This is a genomic window from Mangrovicoccus ximenensis, from assembly GCF_003056725.1.
Lineage (GTDB): Bacteria > Pseudomonadota > Alphaproteobacteria > Rhodobacterales > Rhodobacteraceae > Mangrovicoccus > Mangrovicoccus ximenensis.
Genome location: NZ_QBKZ01000016.1, coordinates 256409 through 280785, shown reverse-complemented (window position 1 = coordinate 280785; position 24377 = coordinate 256409). Strand labels below are relative to the sequence as shown.

Genomic DNA, 24377 nt, shown 5'->3' with positions numbered 1-24377 from the left:
GGCCGCCGGGTTCAGCCGGCGCCGGGCGGATTGTCCGGCCGGGCGGCGTCGATCATGATGTCCGACAAGGTTTCGAATGCGGCGGTCCAGGCGCCGGTTTCGGCCTCCGAGAGGCCGCCCGGCGCATTGAGCTGCAGCGCATGGATCAGCGCCGCGCCCACCACCGGGTAATGTTCCGGCAGCGCGCCATAGGTGACGTGCCGCCGCGCCAGCCCCTGCACCACCTCGGCCAGCACTGCCGGGCTGTCGAGATTGCGCACCGCCCAGGCCAGCGTATCGGCGAGCTTCTCGCGCTGGATCGAGATGTCCTCCGAGAAGAGCGGCCGCAGATCCGGCGCGATCTCGAAGAGCCGCTCGTAGAAGTCGTAGGCCAGCTTGGCCTTGATCGGGAAGATCCGGGCGAAGCTCTGCTTGACGGTGCTGATCTGCTCGGGGGTCAACGGCACTCTCCTGATGGCTGGACCAGCCATAGGAGCAAAGCGGTTGCGGAAGGGTTAGGGCCGGTGCGGCGCGGGCATCGAGCGCGCGGTCGCGGCCATCTGTGCCTGCATCTGCGCGGCGAGCCGGTCGAAGGCCTCCGTCCAGGCAGCCTCCGTCGCGGCGTCGAATTCCGGTCCCAGAACCTCGGTGATCGCCGCCAGAAGCGCGCTGCGCATCGCCGCGAAATGGGCTTTCTCGACGCCCAGCGAAGCATGGTAGCGCCCGAGCCGCGCCGCCTTCGGCAGGGGCTCGTCGGTTTCCGCGACGCGCAGGATCAGCGCAAGCTCCTCGACCAGCATCTCGTGCTGGGCGCTGAAGGTCCCGGAGAACAGCGCCTCCGTTTCCGGCGCCTGCTCGAAGAGATGCCGGTAGGCCAGCGTGCCGACCCGCGCCTTGGCGCGGAACACGGCGGGAAAGCTGTCCTTCAGCAGCGCGGTTCGGTCGGGGCAGGGGCAGGGCATGGGCCGGTTCCGGGAATGGCTGGGTGCGGCCATCCTCGCGGCTCGGACTTAAGATTTCCTGAGGACCGGGCGGCCCGGAGGCAGGGCGGAGGGGGAGGCGGATCATCGCGGCGCCTCCTCAGAGATACCAGGCGACGACGAAGGCCAGCTCGGCGCCGCGATGGACCGGCAGCGCGACCATCGAGCGATAGCCTGCAGGCAGCCCGGCGGGACCGGCCTGGACATGCGGCATGCCCGAGCCCAGCACCTGGCCGATGGGACCGCGCCAGGCAGCGGCCTTCGCGGCGTCGACCGGCGGGTTCTCCTTCGGGCCGCGCCGCCAGCACCGCCCCGCCCGCCGCCGCGGCCAGCGCCACCAGCGCGGCAAGCCCGTAAACCGCCGGATTGCGCGAGAACACCAGATAGGGGAAGGAGAAGAATTCCGCATAGAGCCGGGCCATGCCGGCGCCCAGCCAGGCCCCGGCGGCGAAGCCGAGCGCGATGCCGCCGAGCGCGATCAGCAGCACGAATTCGACATAGTGCCAGGCGATGGCGCGGCGGCCGTAGCCGATCGCCTTCAAGAGTCCTATCTGCTCGCGTTCGAGCGTCACCAGCCGCGACAGGGTGACATGGACCAGCATCGCCGCCACCGCGAGGAAGATCGGCGGCAGCACCTTCGCCATGGCGCCGAGCTGGCGCAGCTCCGCGTCGAGGAAGGCATGGGACATCTGGTCCTTGCGCCCGACCGCGCCGGTGCCGCCATAGCGCGCCAGCAGCGCGTCGAGCCGCTCGATCACCCGCACCTCCGAGGCGCCGGGGGCGAGGTCGAGCACCAGGCTGGAAAACGCGCCGTCGAGATCCCAGGCGGCGGCGAGCGCGGCGCGCGGTATCCAGCCGATGCCGAAGCGCGCCGGGTCGGGCATCATCTCGCCGGGGCCGAGCGCATAGATGAATTCGGGCGAGATCGCCGTGCCGGTCACGGTGAAGGCCATCCGCCGCCCGTTCATCACCAGCGCCAGTTCCGCGCCGGGGGCGAGCCCGTGGGCGGCGGCGAAGCTCTCGGAGACCGCCAGTTCGCGCTCGGCCTGCGGATCGGGCAGCCGGCCCTGCCGCAGATGCAGCCGGTTCAGGCCGTCCTGCCCTGGCAGGGAGACCATCATCAGCGTGGCGGGCGGGCCCCCCTATCTGGCCGTCACCGGGCTGTCGGGCGGCCGGGTCGTGCTGTCCGACCGGATCACCGGCGAGCGGTTCAGCGTGGCGCCGCGGCTTCTCGCCAACTGCGCGGGCCCGTGGATCGACCGGCTGGATGCGGAGCTCGGCGTGCCGGAGCCGCTGAGCGAGGGCACCAAGGGGTCGCATCTGGTGATGGAGCGCCCCGACCTCGCGGCGCAGCTCGGCGGCGCGATGCTCTATTTCGAGACCCATGACCACCGGGCCTGCCTGATCTATGCGCTCGACGGGCGCATGGTTCTGCTCGGCACCACCGACCTGCGCTGCACGGAGATCGACGGCGCGCAGTGCAGCGAGGAGGAGATCGACTATCTCTTCGGCGTGCTGGAGGACGTGCTGCCGGGCGCCGCCCCCGAGCGCAGCCAGATCCGCTTCGCCTATGCCGGAGTGCGCCCGCTGCCGCGCAGCGATGCCGGGGTCACCGGCGCTATCAGCCGCGACCACAGCTTCCGCGACATTCCCGCCACGGAGGCACGTCCCTTTCCGATGATCGTGCTGGTCGGCGGCAAGTGGACGACCTACCGCGCCTGCGCCGAACAGCTCGCCGACCGCATCCTCGGCCTGCTGGGCGAGCCGCGGCGCAAATCGACGCTGCGCCTGAAGGTCGGCGGCGGCGCGGACTTTCCCGCCGGTGCCGCGGGCCAGGCCGCCCTTGCTGCCGAGGTGGCGGTCGCGGGTCCAGTCGGCAAGGCGCAGCTGCGGCAGCCGTTCGCCCGCGGCAAAGGCCTGGATCAGCAGCGCCACCGCGACGCAGATGCCGAAGGCGCCGACCGCGCGCGGCATGGTGTCGGAGCCGTAGCTCTGGCCGGGCAGGGACGAGAAGCCGAAGGAGGCGAGGAACACCGCCCCTCCCGCGGCGAGCATCGCCAGTCCCAGCAGCATGGAATTGGCTTTCATGGGGTATCCTCCTGCAGGGAGGCGCGGCGGCAGGGCCGGAGCGCGGCCGCCGCGCCGGTGCTCAGCCGTTGCCGGCCAGGCCTGCGGCGGTCATGACCTTGCCGAAACCGGCATCCGAGGCGCCGATGAAGGCATCGGCCTCGTCGCCCGGTACCCAGATCGTGCCGAGGCCGCGCCCGGCCATGAAATCCTGGTACTCGCTGCTGTCATAGGCGGCCTTCACCGCTTCGGTCAGCCGGGCCTTGACGTCTTCGGGCAGGCCCTTCGGGGCGAAGATCCCGCGCCAGGCGGAGGCGGTCCAGCTGCTTTCGACGGTCTCGGCCAGGGTCGGCACGTCGGGCATGGCGTCCTGGCGCTCCGGCGACATGGTGGCCAGCGCCCGCAGCCGCCCGGCATCGATCATCGCGGTGCCCTCGGCCAGCGAAGACGACACCAGGTCCACCCCGCCCGCGACCATGTCGGTGATCGCGGCGGCCGAGCCCTGGCTCGGCACCCAGGTGATCTGGCCGGGATCGATGCCCTCGTCGAGCAGCCAGCCCGCCAGCGCGATGTGCCAGATGCCGCCCTGCGCGGTGCCCGAGGCCTTGTAGGTGCCCGCGGGCTCGCTGCGCACCGCCTCGAGCAGCGCGTCGACGCTCTCGAAGGGCGAGTCCGACGAGACCATCAGCCCGGCCGGGTCCTCGTTGACGAGCGCGAGCACGTCGTAATCCTCGTAGGTCAGTTCGGTCAGCCCCTGCCAGTGGAGCATCGCGATCTCCACCGTGGCGAGGCCCAGCGTGTAGCCGTCCGGCGCGGCGGTGGCGATCGCGGAATGGCCGACGACGCCCGAGCCGCCGGTGCGGTTCACGACATTGATCGGCACGCCGAGGTCTTCCTGCATGACCGAGGCCATGATCCGGGCCACGGCATCGGTGCCGCCGCCGGCGCCCCAGGGGACGATCATCTGGATCGGGCGTTCGGGATAGTCCTGGGCGGATGCGGCCGACAGCGGCAGGGCCGCCAGCATGGCGGCGGCAATCAGGTTGCGACGGTTCATTGATAGTCCTCCGGTTCTGGAACCACGCGCGGCAGCTCCTCTCCGGCCGCGCCCGGCATGGCCAGAGAAGACCACGTCAGGCGGCGGCTGTCTCGCGCAACCGTTCGCATTTCGATGAATATATTCGCCACATCAATTCCATTTCGCGATTGCAGGAAGTGTTGCCCTGCGGCACTGCGGGAGGTCTGGCGCAGGCTGTGCCTGTCTCCGGCGCCGGGCAGGACCGGGAGGAGGGACAAGCAGGGAGCGGCGACCGCGCGGCATTTCCGGAGCGCCGTCCCTGTCCGGCTGAGGCCGCAGGATCCCGGCCGCGCGCGCCCGGAATGCGCCGCTGCAGGTCTGACCGTCCCCTTGGCGGTTTCGTGACGCCGTGCCGATCCGCCGGCCTTGCGTGCCGTAGGAACCGGCTGTGCCCGGATGGCGGCCGTTGCCGAGACGAAGGTCACCGTGCCGCCGCCCGGCGCGGTCGGGGTGCCGCGGCCCGCGAGGCTGTCTCGGATCACCGCCACGCCCGAGGCGCCGGGGCCGCCGGGGAACTTGTGGGTCGAGAAGACGATGGCGTCCTTCGCGGTCTCTCCCTGTCCCATGTCCATCGCAAGATAGGGCGCGCCGCCGGCATAGTCCCAGATCGCCAGCGCCCCGTGGCGCTTCAGGATGCGTGTCACCGGGTCGGGTTCGGTCAGCACGCCGGTGACGTTGGAGGCGGCCGAGAAGCTGCCGATCACCAGCCCGTTCGGGACTTCCTGCAGGAGCTGCTCCAGATGGGCGAGGTCGATGCCGCCCCCGGCGCCCGGGCGAACGGTGCGGATCGCTGCGCCGCTTTCGCGCCAGGGCAGGATGTTGGAATGGTGCTCGTAGGGGCCGTGCAGCACGGTGACGCGCTCGCCCGCGCGGACGCGTTCCTCGATCTGCAGAAGCCGCGCGATCCGGTTCAGCCCGGCGGTGGCGCCCGATCCGGCGAAGATCACGTGGCAGTCCGGCCCGGCGCCCAGCAGGCGGCCGATGGTGGCGCGGGCCTCCTCGCGCATCCGCGTGATGGTTTCGCCGCAGAGGCTCGCCTCGGTATGGCTGTTGGCGTACCAGGGCAGGACCTCGGTCGCCACGAACTCCTCGACTTGGCGCAGCGCCCGGCCGGAGGCCACGTAATCGGCATAGAGCAGCCGCTGCGTCCCGTAGGGCGAGGCGAAGGGCATGTCGCGGCCGATCAGCCCGCCGCGCAGGCTCTCGAGGATATCGGAACGGTCCAGCGCGGACCGGAAACGCATCAGGGCAGTCATTGGAGAGGCTCCGGGGTTCAGGTGGCGACGGTCATCTTTTCGATTCCGTAGAGCCGGTCCGCCACGACCAGCGCGACCACCGCCAGCGCGAGCTGGAGCGTGGAGAGCGCGGCGATCGAGGGATCGAACTGGTGCTCCATATAGGCCAGCATCACCACCGGGAGGGTGTTGGTCTGGGCCGAACCGAAGAAGTAGCTGACCGGCAGGTTGTCGAAGGAGGTCAGGAAGGAGAACAGGCAGCCCGCAGCGATGCCGGGGCGGATCAGCGGCAGCGTCACCTCGCGGAAGGTGGTGAAGCGCGAGGCGCCGAGGATCATCGCGGCCTCCTCATAGGCCGGGGAGATGCCGCGATAGACCGCCGTTACGGTGCGGATCACGTAGGGCAGGCAGATCACCGTGTGGACGATGGCGAGCGCCAGGAAGGACACGCCTAGCCCGAGCGCCGAGAGGAAGAAGAGCGAGGCGAAGCCGATCACGATCATCGGCATCGACAGCGGCGACAGGAGGAACGTCGTGACCGCCGTCGCCCAGCCCGAACGCGACCGCGCCAGATAGAGCGCCGCCGGGATGCCCAGCACGCAGCTGCCGACGGTCGAGACGACGGCCAGCTCCAGCGAGACCCAGAGCGAGTCGATGAACGGCTGGTATTCGAAGATCCGCGCGAACCATTTCAGCGACCAGCCCGGGATCGGGAAGGCGGCGTATCCGGCGGAGGTGAAGGAGATCACCACCACGACGAGGATCGGCAGCAGCATGAAGACGAAGAACGCGGCGGTGAAGAGCCACAGAAGCAGGTCGCTCAGGCGCATCTCACACCCCCTGGCGGCGCACGAGCCGCAGTTGCAGCCACAGGCAGCCGACCGCGATCACCAGGAGGATGGTGCTCATGGTGGAGGCGAGGGCGAAGTCCCGGGTCGTGTTGAATTGCTGGTAGATCAGGAGCGGCAGGGTCTGGAAGCCGCCGCCGAGCAGCACCAGCGTGACGAAGGAGCCGTTGGCGATCATGAAGACGAGGATCGCGCCGGTGCCGATGCCGTCCATGGTCAGGGGCAGCGTCACTTCGCGGAAGGCGCGCCAGCGCGAGGCGCCGAGCATCAGAGCGCCCTCTTCGAGCCGCCGGTCGACGCCCTGCAGGACGGAGGCGATGGAGAGGACCGCGAAGGGCACCAGCACATGCACGAGCGCGGCGATGGCCAGGCCCGGCGTGTTCAGCCAGCGCAGCGGCGCGTCGAGCAGGCCCAGATCCTGCACCAGCCACTGGTTGACGAGGCCGCGGCGCGCGAAGAGCACCTGCCAGCCGAAGGTCCGCATGATGATCGAGGTCAGCAAGGGCGCGATCAGCATGAAGATGATGGCGCCCGAGAAGCGCCCGGATTTGCGCACCAGCACATAGGCGACCGGATAGGCGATCACGACCGAGATCGCCGCGACGGCGGCCGAGAGCACCACGGTCTCGACGATCACGCCGAGATAGAAGCGGTCGGTCAGGAAGGCGGCGTAGCGGGCAAGCGTGAAGCCGCCCTCTTCGGCGGTGAAGGAGCGCAGCGAGTTGTCGAAGAGCGGCATCACGAAGAACACCGCAAGGAAGATCAGCGCGGGGGCCAGGAGCAGGCTCCGGCGGTGGCGGGCGGCGAAGGCGTGAAGGCTCATGGGTGGCTCATCTGGTCAGGGCGCCCTCCCGGAGGCGCAGGGGAGAGAGGCTGGTGGCAACCGCCGGGAGGGCAGGGCGCGCGACCGGCTTACATGCCGATCTCGCGGTTCCAGCGATCGACCCATCCGTTGCGGACGCGGGCGATCTCGGCGTAGGGCGGCAGGAGCGCGTCGCTCATCGCGGGAACGCGGGCGGCGAGCTTCTCGCTGTACTGCACCTTCTTGTTGGTGACGCCGTAATTCAGGATGTCGGCGAATTTCGACTGGTTGGCCGGGTCGAGCATCTCGTTGATGTAGTCCCAGGCCAGGTCCGAGGCGTGCTTCGGCTTCTGCACCGCGACCGTGGTCATGGCGCCGCCCTCTTCGGGGTTGATGAAGTCGATCCAGTTGACGCCCTCGTCGACATGGTTCCAGGTGCGGCCGTCGAAATAGATGCCCAGATCCGCCTCGCCCGAGGCCAGGTGGTTGAAGAAGTCGTTCGGACCGGCCCAGAAGACCAGGTTGTCCTTCATCTTCGCCATCGCCTCGAAGAACGGGTCGACATTGTCCACCGTGCCGCCGAGCGCATTGTTCATCGCCCAGAGGAAGAAGACCGGCGTCGGCCCGTAGGAGATCGACGGCACCGAGGCGATGAACTCGCCGTTCGAGACGCGCTCGACGAATTCGGCGAAGCCTTTCGGCGGTTCGGAGACATACTGCTTGTTGTAGGTGATGCCGCCGACGCCGTAGTCGAAATAGGTGCCCTTGCCGAGGCAGGCATCGGTGAATTCCTGCGGGATGTCGGCGAGGTTCGGCAGCTTCTCGACGGTGAACTCGTCCATCAGGTCGCCTTCGGCGGCGATCACCGCGAGATCCGGCGTCATGATCAGCACGTCGAGCGGCGGGTTTTCCGGGTTGGCCTCGACCTGCGCCAGCCATTGCGCCGGGCCGCCCAGCGACACGGTCGCGGTGGCGCCGGTCTTCGCTTCGAAGGGCGCGACGAAGCAGTCGCGGATCGCCTGTTCCCAGACTCCGCCATAGGCGGTGACGTTCAGCGTGTTCGCCTGTGCCCTGAGCGGCAGGCCGGAAAGCCCGGCCAGGCCGGTGGCGGCGGAAGCTCCCAGGAAATGTCGTCTGTTCAGTTTCATGCGTCTCTCCATCGGGATTGCGGCACGGTTGGTCCGCGCTCTGGGTCAGGTTGCGGCGTCCAGGCAGGCGGCAAGGCGCCGCCGGGCGGCCTCGCTTTCGCCCGCGCTGGCGGGGGTTTTCGGGAAGGCCGAGGGCAGGTCGGCCAGCACGGTCTCGAAGATCTCGCGGCGCCGCGCCTGGCGCAGCGACAGCGGCACTTCCCGCGTGACCGCCCAGGCCATGCCGATCGGATCGACAAGAACGGCGGCCGCGCCTGGGAGGGGGCCTCCGGGATCGGCGCGCATGCCGGAGAGGGCGGCCACGCTGCACCGCGGCGCAGGCTACCGCGCCCCGGACGACATTGCACAACCGTGCCGAGACACGGCTCCCATGCGCCCGGCATCGCCCGGGGAGAGCAGCGGTCGGCGCCGCCCCATGCCACGCGGCCAGACGCCCGCTATCCACGAAATATCCGCAGCGGCAGCCCCGCATNCCTGCGACCTGCGACCTGCGACCTGCGACCTGCGAAAAGGACAAAATCGGCAGCCGCAAGGACCGCAAGGCCGATGAACGAGCGCGCGGGCATCCGGAGGTCACGCCGCACCGTTTGCCCGGGCAGGCCGCCGGGGCCTGCCCGTGGGGCCAAGCCAGGGGACAGGGACGCGTCCGTGCCGGCACCCGGCCGGTCACCGCTCCCGGTTCCTGCGCGTGACCGCGGCCCAGGCGGGGGGCGCGGCCGCGGCCGCCGACCTTCTGGAAATCGACGGCACGGCGTCGCTCGGCGGCAAGGTGCAGGTCAACATGGATGTCGGCGACGGTCCGGCAGCCGGGGCGCAGAGCGCCGGTCCGTTCCTGACTGCGACCGGCGGGGTAACCGACGAAGGCCTTTCGGTGGAGTCCACCGTGGCGGCAACCTACAGCCTCGACTGGAGCACGGCTGGCGCCGTCGCGCTGGACTACCAGCTCGATTTCGCCTCTGCCGGGGCGCGGGCGGCGGCCCGTCCGGGCCATGCGCCGGTGACGCGGCACCTGCAGACCATGTACGAGGCCGGGTCGCTGTCGCGCGAAGAGGGCAATGCGCTGGCCAACATCGCCGATCCGGACGCCTACCGCGAGGCCATCGCGTCGCTCAGCGGCGAGATCTATGCGGATACCCAGAACAGCGCCCTGCAATCCAGCCTGCGCTTCGGCGATGCGATGATGAGCTGCGCCGAGCGCAGCGACGCCTACCGCTTCATCGCCGAGGGCCAGTGCAGCTGGATGCTGGTCGGCGGCTCGCGCTTCAGCCAGGAGGGCAGCGGCAGCAGCATGGGCTTCGACGAGACCACCTTTTCGCTGGCCGGCGGCCTCCAGGCGGATGCCGGGAATGACTGGCATTTCGGCGCGGCCTTCTCCTACGAGAACCGCAACATGTCGAAGGACGGCATGATGTCGAGCGACGGCGACATGTTCCAGCTCGGCGGCGTGGCCAAGCGCGAATTCGGCCCGGCGCTGGTCGCGGCCTCGCTGGCGGTGGGCTACGGCCGCTTCGACATCGAGCGCGAGACCTTCCTCGGCGACACCGCGCGCGGCGACCAGGATCTCTGGACGCTGTCGGGGCAGATCCGCGGCGAATACCTGCTCGAGCGCGGCAATCTCTTCGCCAAGCCGCGGCTCGATCTCGGGGTGGACGTGATCCGCACCGGCAAGGTCCGCGAGACCGGCGCCGACGGGTTCAACCACGAAATCGACGGTGCGACCGAGACCTATGTCAACCTGCAGCCCGCGGTCGAATTCGGCGCGGAATGGCAAGGCACGGACGGCACGCTGTTCCGGCCGACGCTGATGCTCGGTGTGACGCAGTTCCTCGGCGACGGCGCGCCCGAGGTGGACTCGCTCTTCGAGGACTCGCCCTCCGGCGCGCCGCGCATCACCGCCTCGAGCCAGTTCGACAAGCTCTACGGCGATGTCGCGCTGGGGCTTCAGGTGCTCTCGGCCAAGGGACTGTCGGTCGATGCCGGGGCCTTCGGCAGCTTCTCGGAGAATACCGAGCGCTACGGCGCCAGCCTGAAGGTCTCGATCCCGTTCTGAACCGCCGGTTCCGACAGGCGAGGCAGGGAGGTCCGGTCGTCCGGGCCTCCCTTTTGCGGTCCCGCTCAGCCGGGCAGGATCTCGCCCGGAACCGTGCCGGGCCGCATGGTCTCGCCGGGGCGGAAATGGATCACCGAGCGGATCGAACGGCCGGCATGCAGCAGGTCGAAGGCGGTGTTGATCTGCTCGTGGCCCATGTTGTGGGTGATGTAGGGATCGACGTCGAAATCGCCGCGCAGCCATTCGTCGACCATGCCCGGCAGCTGGCTGCGCCCCAGCACGCCGCCGAAGGCCGAGCCGCGCCAGACCCGCCCGGTCACCAGCTGGAAGGGCCGTGTCGCGATTTCCTCGCCCGCGCCCGCGACGCCGATCACCGTGCACTCGCCCCAGCCCTTGTGGCAGCATTCCAGCGCCGCGCGCATCACGTTCACGTTGCCGATGCATTCGAAGGAATAATCGGCCCCGCCATTGGTCATGTCGATGATGACCTGCTGGATCGGCTGGGCGAACTCGGCCGGGTTGACGCAGTCGGTCGCGCCGAGCGACCGGGCCAGCGCGAACTTGGCCGGGTTGGTGTCGATGCCGATGATCCGGCCCGCGCCGACCATCCGCGCGCCCTGGATCACCGCCATGCCGACCGCGCCGAGGCCGAAGACCGCGACGGTCGAGCCGGGCTGCACCTTGGCGGTGTTGCGCACCGCGCCCATGCCGGTCGGCACCGCGCAGCCCATCACCGAGGCCTTGGCCAGCGGCGCCTCCTTCGAGATCTTCGCCACCGCGATCTCGGGAAGCACGGTGTATTCCGAGAAGGTCGAGGTGCCCATGTAGTGGTGGATCATCTGCCCCTTGTAGCTGAAGCGCGAGGTGCCGTCGGGCATCACGCCCCTGCCTTGCGTTTCGCGGATGGTCTGGCAGAGGTTGGTCTTGCCCGACTTGATGTAGGGGCAGTCCGGGTCCTCGGGCGTGTAGAGCGGGGTGACATGGTCGCCGGGCACCACCGAGGTCACGCCGCGGCCGACCTCCTCGACGATGCCGACGCCCTCATGGCCGAGCACGGCCGGGAACAGCCCCTCGGGATCGCGGCCCGAGAGCGTGAACATGTCGGTGTGGCAGAGGCTGGTGGTGACGATGCGGACCAGGACCTCTCCGTCCTTCGGGCCTTCGAGATCGATCTCCTCGATCTCCAGCGGGCGGTTCGGTTCCCAGGCGATGGCGGCGCGGGTCTTCATTGCGTGTGTCCTTCCGGTAGCTTAGAGGGACGTGTTACAGTATCACATGCGCGGCCCGTAGCGGGTTCACCGGCCGGATCCGGCCAGCGGACACCCGGTTCCGGCCAGCGCTGCCGCAAAGGACCCGCCGATGCCCGACACCGCCGCCCATGCAGGCCGCCGCCACGCCGTGCATGTCGTGCTGCATCCCGGCTTCAAGGCGCTGGAGGCTGCCGGGCCGCTCAGCGTGCTGGCCTATGCCAACCGCCATCTCGCCGCCGGGGGCCATGCCGGAGGCTATGACATCCCGGCGCTGGAGGCGGCGATGGACCGCCTGTCGGCGGCCTGCGCCGGCGGCACCGGCGAAGAGATTGCCGAGGCGGATTTCGCGCTGCACAAGGCGATCGTCGCGGCCGCGGGGCATGGCCGGCTGGCGGCGCAGTACCGGCTGATCGAACAGCAGATCCGGATGTATATCCGCTCGAGCGACGCGCTGCTTTCCGGCGGCGCCGAAATCCGGGCGCAGCATGTGCCGATCGTCGAGGCGATCCTGGCCGGGGAGGCCGCCCTGGCGGGGCGCCTGTCCGAGGATCACAACCTGTCCGAGGGCTGCAAGCTGTCGGCCCATCTGGCCGCCGGGCCCGCGCCGGACTGACATGGCGCAGTGCCCGTTAACGGGGCCTCTTATCCACCGAAACTGTGGATGACTTGGGGGATAAGCCCGCGCCGGGCCAAGCAGGCAAGGCCTCCCACGGGGCTGCCCGAAAAGCGGGCGCTGCCTGTTCCGCAGCCGGAACGGGACGGGAACACTGAAAAAGGCAAGGAAAAAAGGCCGATCAAGGGGTCCGGAAGGGGGGAGAGAAGGCGGCAGCCCTCAGGGAGGAGGAGGGAGGGCTGCCGCAGAATCCCGGGCTCAGGGAGGAGGAGGAGCCCCAGGAAACTTTCGGGCACGTTGCCGTGCCATGAGCATGCAAATGGGTGGCGCTGCATTGCGGAACAAGTGCGCCTGACGCAAATCGGCCATGCTTCCTGCGCATGGCTGGCCCGGGCGGAGATCCGGCGGCTTCGCTTTCCCGCGCGGGCGGCATAGGAAGGGGCCGGAGCCGGGGATCCCCTCCGGCGGAAGCGGGAGTTCCCATGACCGATCTCTTCGATGCGGCTGCGCCCGAGGGCCATGTTCCGCTTGCCGCGGCGCTGCGGCCCCGGAGCCTCGACGAGGTGATCGGCCAGGTCGGCATCGTCGCGCCGGGCTCGATCCTGCGCCGCCGGATCGCCGCGGGCGCGCTGCAGCGGGGCGCCGGGCAGGGCGGCCGCGGCGGCGGCTCCGAGCGCGGACAGCAGGACCTGGCGGCGGTTGCGATGGGTGTCGGTCATGTCGGTCTCCGGTGTTGCACGGCGGAGACGCTAGGCCGGGCGTCGGCCCGGCTCTGTGCGCAATGGCACGCAAGCCCGGGCGGGCACGGAATACCCGCCCGGATTTGCCGGATCAGCCGTCGAAATCGACTTCCTCGATCATCCGCAGCGCCGGCGGGCGCGACTTGGCCAGATCCATCAGCTGCAGTTCGTCGGGCTCGAAGCTGCCCCAGGAGGCCACCAGATCCGACGGCGGCGTGTCCGGCGAGATCGGGTATTCGTTGTTCAGCTCGGCATAGAGCTGCTGGCCTTCGGGCGAGGCGAGGAATTCCATCAGCTTGATGGCGTTTTCCTTGTTCGGCGCGGCCTTGGTCAGCGCGATCCCCGAGATGTTCACATGGCTGCCGCCGCCCTCGAAGACCGGGAACAGCAGCCGCACGCTGTCGGCCCATTCCTTCTGCTCGGGATCGGCCACCATCTGGCCCATGTAATAGGTGTTGCCCAGCGAGATGTCGCATTCGCCCGACCAGATCGCCTTGACCTGGGCGCGGTCGTTGCCCTGCGGCTTGCGCGCGAGGTTGGCCTTCAGGCCTTCGAGCCAGTCGCGGGTGGCTTCTTCGCCGTGATGCAGCATGTAGGCGCCCGCGAGCGCGACATTGTATTCATGCGTGCCCGAGCGGGTGCAGATCCGGCCCTTCCACTTGGGATCGGCCAGGTCCTCGTAGGTGGTGATGTCGCCATCCGCGACGCGTTCCTTCGAGGCATAGACCACGCGGGCGCGGCTGGTGACGGCGAACCAGCGGTTTTCCGGATCGCGGAACTCGGCCGGGATGTCGGCGGTCAGGACCTCGGACTCGACCGGCTGGATCACGCCCGCCTCGACGATTTCCGCCAGCCGCGCGATGTCGACGGTGAAGACCAGATCCGCCGGGCTGCGGTCGCCCTCGGCCTGCAGCCGTTCCACCATGCCCTTGTTGAGGAAGGCGACATTGACGGCGATCCCGGTTTCCTCGGTGAAGACGTCGAAGATCGGCTCGATCAGCTCGGGCTGGCGGTAGGAATAGACATTCACCTCCTGGGCCAAGGCAGTGCTGCCCAAGAGGGAAGCGGCGAGGGCGGAGAGGGCGGTCAGGCGCATGGGGGAACTCCGGTTGCAGAAACTACCGGGAGTAGAACATGACTAAAACAGTCGGTCAATAGCCCGAGCGTTTCACTTGGATTTCGCCGCCGCCTTTTCCGCCGCCTTCGCCGCGTCCCAGATCGCGTCCATCTCGGCCAGGTCCGAGTCCTCGGGCCGCTTGCCGCGTGCCGCCAGCTCGGCCTCTATCGCGCGGAAACGGCGGGTGAATTTCGCATTGGCGGCGCGCAGCGCCTCTTCCGGCTCGACATCGAGATGGCGCGCGAGGTTGGCCATGACGAAGAGCAGGTCGCCCATTTCCTCGAAGACCTCGTCCTGGCTCAATTCGTCGCGGGCCTCGACCAGCTCGGCGGTCTCCTCGGCTATCTTCGCCAGAACCTCGCCGGTCGAGGGCCAGTCGAAGCCGACCCGCGCCGCGCGCTTCTGCAGCTTCACCGCCCGCGTCAGCCCCGGCAGGTTCAGCGCCACGTCGTCGAGCACGCCGCCCCGGGCGCGCGCCGCGCGTTCGGCGGCGGCGCGAAGGCCGGCGGATCGCAGACCACCACGTCGAAATGCAGCCCCTCGTCCTCGAGCGCGGTCATCGCGTCGAAAGCGTCGCCCTGCCGGGTGGCGAAGGCGGCCGCGCCCTGCCCCATCGCCTCGGCGCCCTGCTGGGCCAGCGCCAGCGCGGCAGCAGAGGCATCGACGCAGGTCACATGGGCTGCGCCGCCGGCAAGCGCCGCCAGCCCGAAGCCGCCGACATGGCTGAATACGTCGAGCACGCGGGCGCCTTTCGACAGCCGCTGCACGNAAGGCCTGGTTCTCGCGCTGGTCGTAGAACAGCCCGGTCTTCTGCCCGCCGGCCAGATCGGCCATGTAGGTCGCGCCGTTCATCGAGACCGGCACCGGCGCCTCGCCGATCGTCCCGAGCAGCACCTTGCTCTCGTCATCGAGCCCTTCGAGGCTGCGCGCGCGGCCGGAGGCGTTCTTCAGCACNGTTCGCCACGCCGGTCACCTCGGCCAGCGCCGCGACCATCAGATCGAGATGCGCCTCGGCCCAGGCGGCGTTCGGCTGGACGACGGCGGTGTCGCCGAACCGGTCGATCACCACGCCCGGAAGCCCGTCGGCCTCGGCATGGATCAGCCGGTAGAAGGGCTTCGAAACAGGCGCTGGAGGCCGGTCTGCGCGCCTACGAGAAAGTCGCCCGCGCCGGCGCCAAGCTGGTCTCCCCCGAGGGCGGCTATCTGGCGCTCTGCTCCTGCTCGCATGCGGCCCAGCTCGAGAAGTTCCGCAATGCCTGCCTGCGCGGCACCGGCCGTGCCGGGCGGCAGGTGCAGCTCATCTATACGGGCGAGGCCGGGCCGGACCACCCGCTGCATCCGCAGCTGGCGGAATCGGGCTATCTCAAGGCGCTGGTGTTCCGCGTCCTGCCCCTGTGAGGGCGGTCCTCGACGCCTGCGTCCTCTTCCCGACGCTGACCCGCGGCCTCCTTCTGGACGCGGCGGCGGCGGGGGTGTTCACGCCCCTGTGGTCGCCGCGCATCGCCTTCGAATGGACCAATGCGGCTGCGCGCGAAACCCCGGCCGGTCTGGTCGAGGCCGAGGCGCGGGCGCTGGCGGCGCGTTTCGCGCTGCTTCTCGCCGCCGGGCTCTCGGCCATCGCCATGACCGCCGGATCGCTGCGCCGCCCGCCGGGCGAAGGGCGGCTCCAGCCAGGCTACCGCCGCAGCCCCTTCGGCCGGTTCATTGCAGGCGTGGTCGACACGCCGCTGGTGCCGCTCGTCGCCATCGCCGCCGTCGGGACCTTCGTGGCCACCGTGATGTTCGTCTACGGCCAGCGCAACTACGGCACCGAATTCTTCGTCGAGACCGAGCCGGAACAGGCGATCGTCTATGTCCGCGCCCGCGGCAACCTGTCGATCGCCGAGAAGGACGCCTTGGTGCGCCGGGTCGAGCGCGAGGTGCTGGCCACCGAGGGCGTCGCCTCGGCCTTCTCCTTCGCGGGCGAAGGCGGGCTGAATTCCGACCGCGGCGGCGGCGGCGGGCCGCGCGACACGATCGGCCAGGTCCAGTTCGAGACGCTGCAATGGGACCAGCGCCCGACCCTGCCCTTCGACGGGCCGTGGTGGCAGGGCCTGTTGCTGCGCGAGGTCTCGGACCCCTATTACGACGGCAACGCCGTGCTCGCCCGGATCGAGGACCGGCTGGCGGGCATCCCCGGCATCTTCACCGAGGTCTCCGAGCTGGCCCAGGGCCCCGGCGAGGGCAAGCCGGTGCATCTGCGGCTGATCGGCAATGACTTCGGAGCGCTGGCCGAGGCCGCGCAGACGGCACGGGCGCAGATGGAAGGCATGGCCGGGCTCACGGCGATCGAGGACACGCTGCCCCTGCCCGGCATCGACTGGGAGATCGACGTCGATGTCGAGGCTGCCGGGCGCTACGGCACGGATGTGGCGACGGTGGGCGGCATGGTCCAGCTCGTCACCCGCGGCATCCTGCAGGGCACGATGCGCGTCGACAGCTCCGACGAGGAGATCGACATCCGCACGCGGCTGCCCGAGGAGTACCGCCTGCTGTCGACGCTGGAGACGCTGAAGCTGCGCACGCCCTCGGGGCTGGTGCCGCTGACCAATTTCATCTCGATCCGCCCGGTGCCGCGGCTCGACCAGATCGACCGGATCGACCAGAAGCGCTATTACGACGTCAAGGCCGACATCCTGCCGGGCATGCTCAACGAGGCGGGCCAGCCGCTGACCGCCAATGAACGGATCGCCAAGCTGACCGACTGGCTCGGAACCGCGCCGCTGCCCGCCGGCGTCACCTGGGACTGGACCGGCGACCAGGAGGACCAGCAGGAGACCCAGGACTTCCTCGGCAAGGCCTTCCTCGCGGCGCTGTTCCTGATGTTCATCATCCTGCTGGCGCAGTTCAACAGCCTCTACAACGCGGTGCTGGTGCTTCTGGCGGTGGTGCTCTCGACCACGGGGGTGCTGATCGGCATGCTGGCGATGCAGCAGCCCTTCAGCTTCATCATGACCGGCACCGGCGTGGTGGCGCTGGCGGGGATCGTGGTGAACAACAACATCGTGCTGATCGACACCTACCAGGAATACAGCCGCTACATGCCGCGGATCGAAGCGATCATCCGCACCGCCGAGGCGCGCATCCGCCCGGTGCTGCTGACCACGCTGACCACCATGGCCGGCCTGATGCCGATGATGGCGGGGCTCAGCCTCGATTTCGCCGGCGGCGGCGCGACGATCGACAGCCCGACCGCGCTCTGGTGGAAGCAGCTCGCCACGGCGGTTGTCTTCGGGCTGGGCATCGCCACGGCGCTGACGCTGGTCTTCACCCCCGCCATGCTGGCGGCACGGGTCTGGGCCAATGACTATGCGCTGGCGCTGCTGCGCTGGACCGCGCGCCGCAGCGGCGGACGGCACTCCGGCCTCCATGTTCGGAGCCCGGCCAAATGCCGGACGCAAGCCCATCCAGAACTACGACATGCAAAGGGCGGGACATGGCGATTGCGCCAGGCAATTCAACTCCCAGTCCGGGAGCCAGGGGAAAGGTCACGCGGCGGCCGGCGCCGGGGCAGATCTGCCACTCCGACCGCGGAGTTCAGTACGTGAGCGGCGACTGCCGGCTGACCCGCCCCGGCTTGCCCGGGTGGCATTTCGTTCCACGCGTCATGCGAGCTTGTCCATCGGCTGCATCCGGTCAAGATGCCGGCGTTCGGCCTCGGCCGGCGGAATGTCCCCGACCGATCCGGGGAGGCGCCCGCTGTCGTGCCAATCCCCCCGGTGCATGGTCTCCCGCGCGGCGTCCTGCACGGTCTTCCAAGGCCCGGACTGCTCGATGGCCCCAGCCTTGAAGAGGCCGGTGACGCTCCCGGCCAGCGCGTCCTCGCAGGACCCGCCGCCGCGGCCTGCGGACGGGTTTCCAACGAAAACCTCAAAAAAATCTAAATATCCACTTACAAACTTTACAAACAAAATATTTCCTAACTACTCTATAAAAAAAAAAATTAAACTCTATAAATTAAACACACACATCACAAAAAAATTTCTAAAAATCATTCTATCTAATTTCTATAAAAAAATATTTCCTATTCTACCATTAACCTCAAAACGACTAAAATCTCCACTCCACAAAAAAAATATTTCAAATCTACTCTATATAAAAAATCATTCAACTCTATAAATTAAATACACACAACACAAAAAAATTACTAAAAATTCTTCTATCTAACATTATATAAAAAAATCCCGTTTCCAACGAAAAACTCATGCGCGAGCCGGGCGTCACGCTGAAATCCGGCGGCAAGCTCAACCGCCACCCCACCTTCGGCCTCTGGCCGGTCGCGCTGCGCCATGACCTGCGCGCGGCGCTCGAGCACGGGCTGCGCAAGGTCGTGCTCTGGACCGACCGGCACGGCGCGGGCGAGGCGGTCTTCCCGTCCGAGCCCTGGGACCCGTTCTTCAACGTCAACACGCCCGAAGATCTCGACCGGGCGCGGGAGCTTGCCTCGTGAGGATCTACGGCGTCACCGGAACCAAGAATTCCGGCAAGACCGGGCTGATGGAGCGTCTGGTCACGGAAATCACCGGCCGCGGCTTCGCGGTCTCGACCGTCAAGCATGCCCATCACGACGCGGATATCGACGAGCCCGGCCGCGACAGCCACCGCCACCGCGTGGCCGGCGCTCGCGAGGTGCTGCTGGCCACGCCGCATCGCTGGGCGCTGATGCACGAGCTGCGCGATGCGCCCGAGCCGCCCCGAGCCCGGCCTGCATCGCCTCGGCGCGCGGCGTCAGCGCCATGCCATGCGCGTTCCCGGACAGAAGCTCGTCGCCGAAGAGATCGCGCAGCCGCGCCAGCTGCGCCGACATGGCGGGCTGGCTGATCCCCAGCCGCTTCGCCGCGCGGGTGACGCTGCGCTCGGACAGGAGCACGTCGAGCGACGCCAGGAGCGCCAGATCGCGGCCGTTCAAATCCATTTGGCTTATGCTCGTCATATCAAGGATCGATTTGAGTTTTGCCCGCCCGATGCCGACATGTCCATCGGGAAACGGAACACAGGACACGAGGAGACCCGAAATGACTGCCGGCGCATTTGCCTTCGCCCTCGCCATGGCGCCGCTTGCGACGCAGGCCGCCGAGATCACGCTGACCGCCCCCTTCGCCGGCGGCACGGTGTCGGGCGCAGCGACCGACATGTCGGTCTATTTCACCGAAGCGGAGGGCGGCGCCTATACCGTCATCGCCACCTACCTCGCCAAGGCCGATGGCGCCCAGCCGGGGCGGCTGATGATGGAAATGAAGGATGGCGATGCCCTGCGCTTCGCCCTGCCCGGCCATCCCGGCGAGCTCTACGGCATCGCGCGCAGCGGATCGCAGGTGCATGTCACCGCCGCCCCCGCGGATTGGCGCGGCCGCGCCAGCTGAACGCATTTCCGGGCAGGGGGCCTCCCGGCCCCGCCCCTTCCGCGCGGCCTATCAGCCACTTACGCGTCTAGCTGTCGAACTAGGTCGCGCCGATCAAGTCCGGCCGCTCATCGTGGCCGCCCCTACTTGCGAAGAGCGCAGAAAGCCGCCGGTGGCAGACAGGCGCTGCCAGGCAAGGAGCCGCCGCGCATCCGCTCCCCAATCCGGTCATTCAAAATGCAGCGCCGCTGCGCTGCGGCCCTTCCTGGAGCAGCCGCTCAACCCCTCCCGCAGCATTCATGGGTGGCCGAATAGCAGGGGAGCGCGCTCATTTGCCCGTCGGCAGCCGCTGAGATTTCGCGTTTGGCGCAGAAAGCGACTTCGCCGGATATGACGATCAGGGTGCCCCCGCTGCAGCGGATATCCTGACTGCGGACATTCGGAAGCCATGATTCGCACTTTTGGCAGCAGAGGCGCGCGGCCCTGTCATTCTTTCGGCATCACGCTCAGCATCTGGCCCTGGCTCCAGGTCACGGCCTCGAAGCAGAGCTGCGATCCGGCGCCGCCGCACCAGCCGCCGTCGCGGGCGATCAGCAGGATCGGGCGGCCGTCCCAGGAGATCATCCTCCAGCCCTCCGCCTGGAAGTCCCAGGACTCCGCGCCGATCACCGCGTGAAGCGTGCAGCCGCCCGAGCCGCAGGAAAAGCTCGCCATCGAGGTGCAGCTGAATGCGGATGTGTCGACCACCCGGTCCATCGGATCCATGCCGTCGAGATCCACCTCCCGGACCGCGCTGCCCGGATCGAAGGCGCCGTTCTCGAATCCGGCACAATCTGCGCGCGCAGCGGCGAGGATGCCCTCGACCGGGTCCGCAGCGGCTCCGGCTGCGCAAAGCAGAAAGGGGAGCAGAATTTCCGGTCTCGTCATTGTCTTCCTCCGGGGGTGCGGCCGGGGCGCGTCGGGCGCGGTGCCTACCAGCGTATCACGAAATTGGCGCCGAGGCCCTGCTCCTCGCCGTTGCTGTTGCGGGTGAAGGCGTAGCCCAGGCCGAAGCTGGCTAGGCCCCCTGTGCCCGGTTGCGCCGATCCCGGCGGTCCAGCCCTCGGGACCGCAGTTGCGTCCCACCTGGGTGAAGTCGCCGAAGACCGGGCTGGAGACGCGGATCTCGTGCGCCTCGTCGCGGTCCGCCATCGCGTCGTAATGGTAGCGCAGCAACCCCTGCAGCGCCCAGCTGCCGCGTGCAGTCTCGAAGCGGCGTTCGGCATCGAGACCGGCGGAAGCGACCAGCGATTGCGGCTCGGCCGCGGCAACCTCGAAATCGAAGTCATGCGCCCCCTTTTCGGAAAAGGCGTCCTGCCGGAACAGGCTCCAGGACAAGCCCGCCGAGGGGTCAGGCTCAGTCCCGGGCCGAGGCCGATCTCGCGCGCAGCCACGCCGCCGAGATAGAAACCGCGCCCGTCGAAATCCGCCTTCGCCGTGCCGCCGGTGAAGGCACCGACATCCGGGACGTCCCGCCCCGAGGAAATCCGCGCCTGCATCACTGCCGCCGCGCCGCTGAAGCTCCATCCGCCGCCGCGCCGGATCTGGCCGTAGGCGCCGAGGTGGAGGCTGTCGGCGTCGAGCCGGTGGCGGGTGCTGTCATGGCCGTCGAGCGCGGAGCGCCGAAGCCGAGCCAGACCCCCGCCGTGGCGTGCGTGCGCTGCAGCAGGTCGTAGCCCGCGGCAAGCCCCGAAAGCGCATAGCGGTAGCCGCCGAGATCGCCCTTGCCATCGATGCTGCCCCAGGCATGGGCCATGTCGATCCAGGCCCGCTCGCTTGCAGCCTCGCCGTCAGGATCGGGCGCTGCGAAGGCGCGGGCGACGGCGACCGGGGCAGCGTCGAACAGGCCCGTGCCGCCCGAGGCATGGCGGCGGACCATGTCGAAGACCAAGTCCATTTCCTCCATCCCGACCGTCAGCCCGGCCGCATGGCCTTTGGCATGGGCCGTCTGCAGCGCTGCTCGCCCGGCATTCGACAGGCTGTGCAGACCGGCGGAGAGCCCGGTTCCGTTGGTCAGCGTGACATTGGCGCCAGAAGCCACCTGCGAGACCGCTCCCTGCACCAGATTGCGGTGTGACCTTGCCCCCGGATCCCGGACTGGGGTGATATTCACTATGCGGCCATCGCGCGGAGCCCCGCCGGGAAATCCGCCGCCCGGACGCGGTTGCGCCCGGGCGGCCGGGGGTCAGCCGTATTGGGCGACCGGCGTGCCTGCGATGGCGGCCATGTTCAGGAGGCCGCGCGCGGTGATCGCCGGGGTGACGACATGGGCGCGGTTGCCCATGCCCATCAGGATCGGCCCGATTTCGAGCCCGTTGGCGCGGGCCTTCAGCACGTTCTTCACCGCCAGCGCGGAATCCGTCGACGAGAAGACCAGCACGTTGGCCGGGCCCTTCAGCCGCGACGAGCCATGCTGCAGCACCCGGTCGCGCACCCGCGGGTCGAGCGCGGCATCGACATGCATCTCGCCGTCATACATGAAGTCCCGGTAGCCATGGTTGAGGATGTCCATCGCGCCGCGCATCACCTCGCCCGATCGGTTCGACAGGTTGCCGAACTGGCTGTCGGAACACAGCGCGATCTTCGGCTCCAGGCCGAAGCGGCGGACGTGGCGGGCGCAGGCGATCACGGTCTTGGCGATCTGCTCGGGCGTCGGATCGGGGTTCACATGGCCGTCGGCGATGAACAGAGGGCCGTCCTCGAGGATCATCATCGACATCGAGCCCACCGGCTTCAGCGTCTCGGTGCCGAGCACCTGGGTGACGTAGTTCAGGTGCCACAGATACTGGCCCGAGGTGCCGCAGATCACCGAGTCCGCCTCGCCGCGGCGCACCATGACGGCGGCGATCGCGGTGGTGTTGGTGCGCATGATGGCCTGGGCCATCGACGGCGTGACGCCGCGGCGCTCCATCACCGAGAGGTACTCGCTCCAGTAGTCGCGGTAGCGGACGTCGGATTCCGGGTTGGTGACCGGGATGTTCTCGTTCGAGCGCAGGTTGATCCCCAGCCGCTTGCAGCGGGCGTCGATCACGTCGGGACGGCCGACCAGGATCGGCGTCTCGGTGGTCTCCTCGATCACCGCCTGCGCGGCGCGCAGCACCCGCTCGCTCTCGCCCTCGGCGAAGACGATCTTGCGGTTGGTGGAGCGCGCGGCCTCGAAGACCGGGCGCATCAGGAAGGCCGAACGGATCACCGAGCCTTCGAGCTTGCGCTTGTAGGCCTGGATCGAGGGCAGCGGGCGGGCGGCGACGCCCGACTCCATCGCGGCCTCGGCCACGGCGCCGGCCACGACCGAGATCAGCCGCGGATCGAAGGGTTTCGGGATCAGGTAGTCGGTGCCGAAGGTCAGCTGCTCGCCCGAATAGGCGGCGGCCGCCTCGGCGCTGGTGGTCTTGCGCGCCAGCTCCGCGATGCCGTCGATGCAGGCGAGCTGCATGGCGTCGTTGATCTCGGTTGCGCCGACGTCGAGCGCGCCGCGGAAGATGAAGGGGAAGCACAGGACGTTGTTGACCTGGTTCGGGAAATCCGAGCGGCCGGTCGCCATGATCGCGTCCGGGGCGACCTTGCGCACCTCGTCGGGCATGATCTCGGGCGTCGGGTTGGCCAGCGCGAAGATGATCGGCTTCGCGGCCATCTTGGCGACCATCTCGGGTTTCAGAACGCCGGGGCCGGAGAGGCCGAGGAACAGGTCGGCGCCCTCGATCACGTCATCGAGCGTGCGCAGGTCGCTGTCCTGCGCATAGGCTTCCTTCTGCGCGGTCATCTCCTCGTTGCGGCCCTTGTAGACCAGCCCCTTGATGTCGCAGAGCCAGACGTTCTCGCGCTTGACGCCCATCTTCAGCAACATGTTGAGGCAGGCGATGCCCGCCGCGCCGCCGCCGGTGGAGACCACCTTGATCTGGCTGGCGGATTTGCCGGCGAGGTGCAGGGCGTTCTTTGCCGCCGCGCCCACCACGATGGCCGTGCCGTGCTGGTCGTCGTGGAAGACGGGGATGTTCATCTTCTCGCGGCAGATCTTCTCCACCACGAAGCAGTCGGGCGCCTTGATGTCCTCGAGGTTGATCGCGCCGAAGGTCGGCTCCAGCGCGCAGACGATCTCGGCGAGCTTCTCGGGGTCGCTCTCGTTCACTTCGATGTCGAAGCAGTCGATATTGGCGAATTTCTTGAAGAGGACGGCCTTGCCCTCCATCACCGGCTTCGAGGCCAGCGCGCCGATATTGCCCAGGCCGAGCACGGCGGTGCCGTTCGAGACGACCGCGACGAGGTTGCCGCGGGAGGTGTAGCGCGATGCGTTCGCCGCGTCCTTCTTGATCTCGAGGCAGGCTTCGGCGACGCCGGGGCTGTAGGCGCGGGCGAGGTCGCGGCCGTTGGCCAGCGGCTTGGTCGCGCGGATTTCAAGTTTCCCGGGCTTGGGGTTCTCGTGGTAGTCCAGCGACTGTTCGCGGAAATCTTCGGATTTCGTGTCCGTCATGGCGCGGTTCATCCCCCAAAGGTCTTAGGCGCGTGTTTTGCGGAGTGGTTACGTCAAGTAGACGTGCAAGAACAGGGTACAATTTTGCAGATCGGCACCTCGCGGCTTGCATCCCGGCGCGCAGGGTTCCAGTGTCGGAGGGATGCGGCGGGTCCTGCGCGGCCCGCGACAGGCAGTGGAGCAGGACCGACATGAGCCTCAGGGATGCAGCCCTCTTCGTGCGCGAACGCGCCTACGCGCCCTATTCCGGCTTCAAGGTCGGCGCGGCGGTCAAGGGTTCGGACGGGGCGGTCTACCGCGGCTGCAATGTCGAGAACGCCGCCTATCCCGAAGGCACCTGCGCCGAGGCAGGGGCGATCGCGGCGATGGTCGCGGCCGGGGTCACCCGCCTGGCCGAGGTGTATGTCATCGCCGACAGTCCCCGCCCGGTGCCGCCCTGCGGCGGCTGCCGCCAGAAGATTGCCGAATTCGCCGATCCGGGCACGCCGGTGACGCTGGCCACGGTGGCGGGCGAGGAGCTGGTCACGACGGTGGGCGAGCTGCTGCCGGGCGCCTTCCTGTCCTCCGACATGGAGTGAC

At 68.7% G+C, this 24377-nt stretch carries 18 protein-coding genes and 8 pseudogenes; 9 read left to right on the top strand and 17 right to left on the bottom strand.

Going from position 1 to position 24377, the window contains the following annotated elements; all coding sequences use genetic code 11:
- Positions 1–11 precede the first annotated feature (11 nt).
- From C7T91_RS21630 to C7T91_RS21620, 3 genes are read right to left on the bottom strand one after another with little or no spacing between them, the layout of a single operon-like run.
- On the bottom strand, positions 12–440 hold the full coding sequence (locus C7T91_RS21630; protein ID WP_201742188.1) for a globin domain-containing protein: 429 nt from the start codon (positions 438–440) through the stop codon (positions 12–14).
- Positions 441–494: 54 nt separating this feature from the next.
- Positions 495–941: a globin gene (locus C7T91_RS21625; RefSeq protein WP_161556043.1), complete on the bottom strand. Its 447-nt coding sequence runs from the start codon at positions 939–941 to the stop codon at positions 495–497.
- The gene (locus tag C7T91_RS21620) at positions 905–2080 is read right to left on the bottom strand and encodes an ABC transporter permease (RefSeq protein WP_108261089.1); all 1176 of its coding nucleotides are present in this window, start codon (positions 2078–2080) and stop codon (positions 905–907) included. The genes C7T91_RS21625 and C7T91_RS21620 overlap by 37 nt, the downstream gene beginning before the upstream one ends.
- A gap of 4 nt (positions 2081–2084) precedes the next feature.
- Between C7T91_RS21620 and C7T91_RS21615 the strand changes: the two genes are divergently transcribed.
- A complete protein-coding gene (locus C7T91_RS21615) occupies positions 2085–3143 on the top strand; it encodes an FAD-dependent oxidoreductase (protein ID WP_108261087.1) in 1059 nt (352 codons plus the stop codon).
- On the opposite strand, the gene C7T91_RS21610 is transcribed toward C7T91_RS21615, so the two are convergent.
- From C7T91_RS21610 to C7T91_RS21585, 6 genes are all read right to left on the bottom strand, one after another.
- Complete coding sequence (locus C7T91_RS21610) at positions 3109–4083, bottom strand: tripartite tricarboxylate transporter substrate binding protein (RefSeq protein ID WP_108261085.1); 975 nt, start codon at positions 4081–4083, stop codon at positions 3109–3111. The genes C7T91_RS21615 and C7T91_RS21610 overlap by 35 nt on opposite strands.
- The gene (locus tag C7T91_RS21605; protein ID WP_108261083.1) at positions 4080–5360 is read right to left on the bottom strand and encodes an aminotransferase class V-fold PLP-dependent enzyme; all 1281 of its coding nucleotides are present in this window, start codon (positions 5358–5360) and stop codon (positions 4080–4082) included. The genes C7T91_RS21610 and C7T91_RS21605 overlap by 4 nt, the downstream gene beginning before the upstream one ends.
- A 17-nt stretch (positions 5361–5377) precedes the next feature.
- On the bottom strand, positions 5378–6169 hold the full coding sequence (locus C7T91_RS21600) for an ABC transporter permease (RefSeq protein WP_108261081.1): 792 nt from the start codon (positions 6167–6169) through the stop codon (positions 5378–5380).
- A 1-nt stretch (position 6170) separates the two neighbouring features.
- Positions 6171–7010: an ABC transporter permease gene (locus C7T91_RS21595; RefSeq protein ID WP_108261079.1), complete on the bottom strand. Its 840-nt coding sequence runs from the start codon at positions 7008–7010 to the stop codon at positions 6171–6173.
- Positions 7011–7099: 89 nt separating this feature from the next.
- A complete protein-coding gene (locus tag C7T91_RS21590; protein WP_108261077.1) occupies positions 7100–8137 on the bottom strand; it encodes an ABC transporter substrate-binding protein in 1038 nt (345 codons plus the stop codon).
- A 45-nt stretch (positions 8138–8182) separates the two neighbouring features.
- Positions 8183–8440, bottom strand: a complete 258-nt coding sequence (locus tag C7T91_RS21585; RefSeq protein WP_145962973.1) for a hypothetical protein — start codon at positions 8438–8440, stop codon at positions 8183–8185.
- A 385-nt stretch (positions 8441–8825) separates the two neighbouring features.
- Here C7T91_RS21585 and C7T91_RS21580 point away from each other — a divergent pair, with 385 nt between their 5' ends.
- On the top strand, positions 8826–10187 hold the full coding sequence (locus tag C7T91_RS21580; RefSeq protein WP_108261073.1) for an autotransporter outer membrane beta-barrel domain-containing protein: 1362 nt from the start codon (positions 8826–8828) through the stop codon (positions 10185–10187).
- 65 nt (positions 10188–10252) lie between these two features.
- Here C7T91_RS21580 and C7T91_RS21575 read toward each other — a convergent pair whose 3' ends face one another.
- On the bottom strand, positions 10253–11416 hold the full coding sequence (locus C7T91_RS21575; protein WP_108261071.1) for an S-(hydroxymethyl)glutathione dehydrogenase/class III alcohol dehydrogenase: 1164 nt from the start codon (positions 11414–11416) through the stop codon (positions 10253–10255).
- A gap of 130 nt (positions 11417–11546) precedes the next feature.
- Here C7T91_RS21575 and C7T91_RS21570 point away from each other — a divergent pair, with 130 nt between their 5' ends.
- Positions 11547–12050 carry an FCD domain-containing protein gene (locus C7T91_RS21570; RefSeq protein WP_108261069.1) on the top strand — a complete coding sequence of 168 codons (504 nt, stop codon included), beginning with the start codon at positions 11547–11549 and terminating at the stop codon, positions 12048–12050.
- Between the two features lie 29 nt (positions 12051–12079).
- Here C7T91_RS21570 and C7T91_RS32810 read toward each other — a convergent pair whose 3' ends face one another.
- The 4 genes and pseudogenes from C7T91_RS32810 to C7T91_RS21550 all read right to left on the bottom strand — a co-directional run.
- On the bottom strand, positions 12080–12769 hold the full coding sequence (locus C7T91_RS32810) for a hypothetical protein (protein ID WP_161556042.1): 690 nt from the start codon (positions 12767–12769) through the stop codon (positions 12080–12082).
- 112 nt (positions 12770–12881) lie between these two features.
- Positions 12882–13886 (bottom strand): Fe(3+) ABC transporter substrate-binding protein, encoded by a 1005-nt coding sequence (locus C7T91_RS21560; protein WP_108261067.1) that lies wholly within the window; start codon positions 13884–13886, stop codon positions 12882–12884.
- Between the two features lie 72 nt (positions 13887–13958).
- Positions 13959–14399 (bottom strand): annotated as a pseudogene (locus tag C7T91_RS21555) (MazG nucleotide pyrophosphohydrolase domain-containing protein); the annotation flags it as partial.
- Positions 14378–15021: pseudogene (locus C7T91_RS21550) on the bottom strand (class I SAM-dependent methyltransferase); the annotation flags it as partial. The pseudogenes C7T91_RS21550 and C7T91_RS21555, both read right to left, overlap by 22 nt.
- Before the next feature lie 2 nt (positions 15022–15023).
- Between C7T91_RS21550 and C7T91_RS21545 the strand changes: the two are divergent.
- The 4 pseudogenes from C7T91_RS21545 to mobB all read left to right on the top strand — a co-directional run.
- Positions 15024–15305: pseudogene (locus C7T91_RS21545) on the top strand (RlmI/RlmK family 23S rRNA methyltransferase); the annotation flags it as partial.
- Between the two features lie 155 nt (positions 15306–15460).
- Positions 15461–17494 (top strand): annotated as a pseudogene (locus C7T91_RS21540) (efflux RND transporter permease subunit); the annotation flags it as partial.
- Between the two features lie 677 nt (positions 17495–18171).
- Positions 18172–18396, top strand: a pseudogene (locus C7T91_RS21530) (molybdenum cofactor guanylyltransferase MobA); the annotation flags it as partial.
- Positions 18393–18638, top strand: a pseudogene (gene mobB, locus C7T91_RS21525) (molybdopterin-guanine dinucleotide biosynthesis protein B); the annotation flags it as partial. The pseudogenes C7T91_RS21530 and mobB, both read left to right, overlap by 4 nt.
- Positions 18639–18720: 82 nt before the next feature.
- Here mobB and C7T91_RS36495 read toward each other — a convergent pair.
- Positions 18721–18861, bottom strand: a pseudogene (locus tag C7T91_RS36495) (LysR family transcriptional regulator); the annotation flags it as partial.
- Positions 18862–18961: 100 nt separating this feature from the next.
- On the opposite strand from C7T91_RS36495, the gene C7T91_RS21515 reads away from it, so the two are divergent.
- Entirely contained in the window at positions 18962–19309 is a 348-nt protein-coding gene (locus C7T91_RS21515) for a hypothetical protein (protein WP_108261061.1), read from the top strand.
- Positions 19310–19774: 465 nt separating this feature from the next.
- Here C7T91_RS21515 and C7T91_RS36490 read toward each other — a convergent pair.
- Together C7T91_RS36490 and C7T91_RS21500 are read right to left on the bottom strand one after the other, a co-directional pair.
- Positions 19775–20964, bottom strand: a pseudogene (locus tag C7T91_RS36490) (autotransporter outer membrane beta-barrel domain-containing protein).
- Positions 20965–21512: 548 nt separating this feature from the next.
- Complete coding sequence (locus C7T91_RS21500; protein ID WP_108261055.1) at positions 21513–23798, bottom strand: NADP-dependent malic enzyme; 2286 nt, start codon at positions 23796–23798, stop codon at positions 21513–21515.
- A gap of 191 nt (positions 23799–23989) precedes the next feature.
- Here C7T91_RS21500 and C7T91_RS21495 point away from each other — a divergent pair, with 191 nt between their 5' ends.
- Positions 23990–24376, top strand: a complete 387-nt coding sequence (locus C7T91_RS21495) for a cytidine deaminase (RefSeq protein WP_108261053.1) — start codon at positions 23990–23992, stop codon at positions 24374–24376.
- Position 24377 lies beyond the last annotated feature (1 nt).

Excerpts from the sequence above, each read along its gene's own strand:
- C7T91_RS21570 (WP_108261069.1), top strand. The coding sequence starts at position 11,547 with ATGCCCGACACCGCCGCCCATGCAGGCCGCCGCCACGCCGTGCATGTC.
- C7T91_RS32810 (WP_161556042.1), bottom strand. The coding sequence starts at position 12,769 with ATGACCGACACCCATCGCAACCGCCGCCAGGTCCTGCTGTCCGCGCTC.
- C7T91_RS21620 (WP_108261089.1), bottom strand. The coding sequence starts at position 2,080 with ATGATGGTCTCCCTGCCAGGGCAGGACGGCCTGAACCGGCTGCATCTG.
- C7T91_RS21560 (WP_108261067.1), bottom strand. The coding sequence starts at position 13,886 with ATGCGCCTGACCGCCCTCTCCGCCCTCGCCGCTTCCCTCTTGGGCAGC.
- C7T91_RS21625 (WP_161556043.1), bottom strand. The coding sequence starts at position 941 with ATGCCCTGCCCCTGCCCCGACCGAACCGCGCTGCTGAAGGACAGCTTT.
- C7T91_RS21500 (WP_108261055.1), bottom strand. The coding sequence starts at position 23,798 with ATGACGGACACGAAATCCGAAGATTTCCGCGAACAGTCGCTGGACTAC.
- C7T91_RS21600 (WP_108261081.1), bottom strand. The coding sequence starts at position 6,169 with ATGCGCCTGAGCGACCTGCTTCTGTGGCTCTTCACCGCCGCGTTCTTC.
- C7T91_RS21575 (WP_108261071.1), bottom strand. The coding sequence starts at position 11,416 with ATGAAGACCCGCGCCGCCATCGCCTGGGAACCGAACCGCCCGCTGGAG.
- C7T91_RS21515 (WP_108261061.1), top strand. The coding sequence starts at position 18,962 with ATGACTGCCGGCGCATTTGCCTTCGCCCTCGCCATGGCGCCGCTTGCG.
- C7T91_RS21610 (WP_108261085.1), bottom strand. The coding sequence starts at position 4,083 with ATGAACCGTCGCAACCTGATTGCCGCCGCCATGCTGGCGGCCCTGCCG.
- C7T91_RS21605 (WP_108261083.1), bottom strand. The coding sequence starts at position 5,360 with ATGACTGCCCTGATGCGTTTCCGGTCCGCGCTGGACCGTTCCGATATC.
- C7T91_RS21495 (WP_108261053.1), top strand. The coding sequence starts at position 23,990 with ATGAGCCTCAGGGATGCAGCCCTCTTCGTGCGCGAACGCGCCTACGCG.
- C7T91_RS21595 (WP_108261079.1), bottom strand. The coding sequence starts at position 7,010 with ATGAGCCTTCACGCCTTCGCCGCCCGCCACCGCCGGAGCCTGCTCCTG.
- C7T91_RS21590 (WP_108261077.1), bottom strand. The coding sequence starts at position 8,137 with ATGAAACTGAACAGACGACATTTCCTGGGAGCTTCCGCCGCCACCGGC.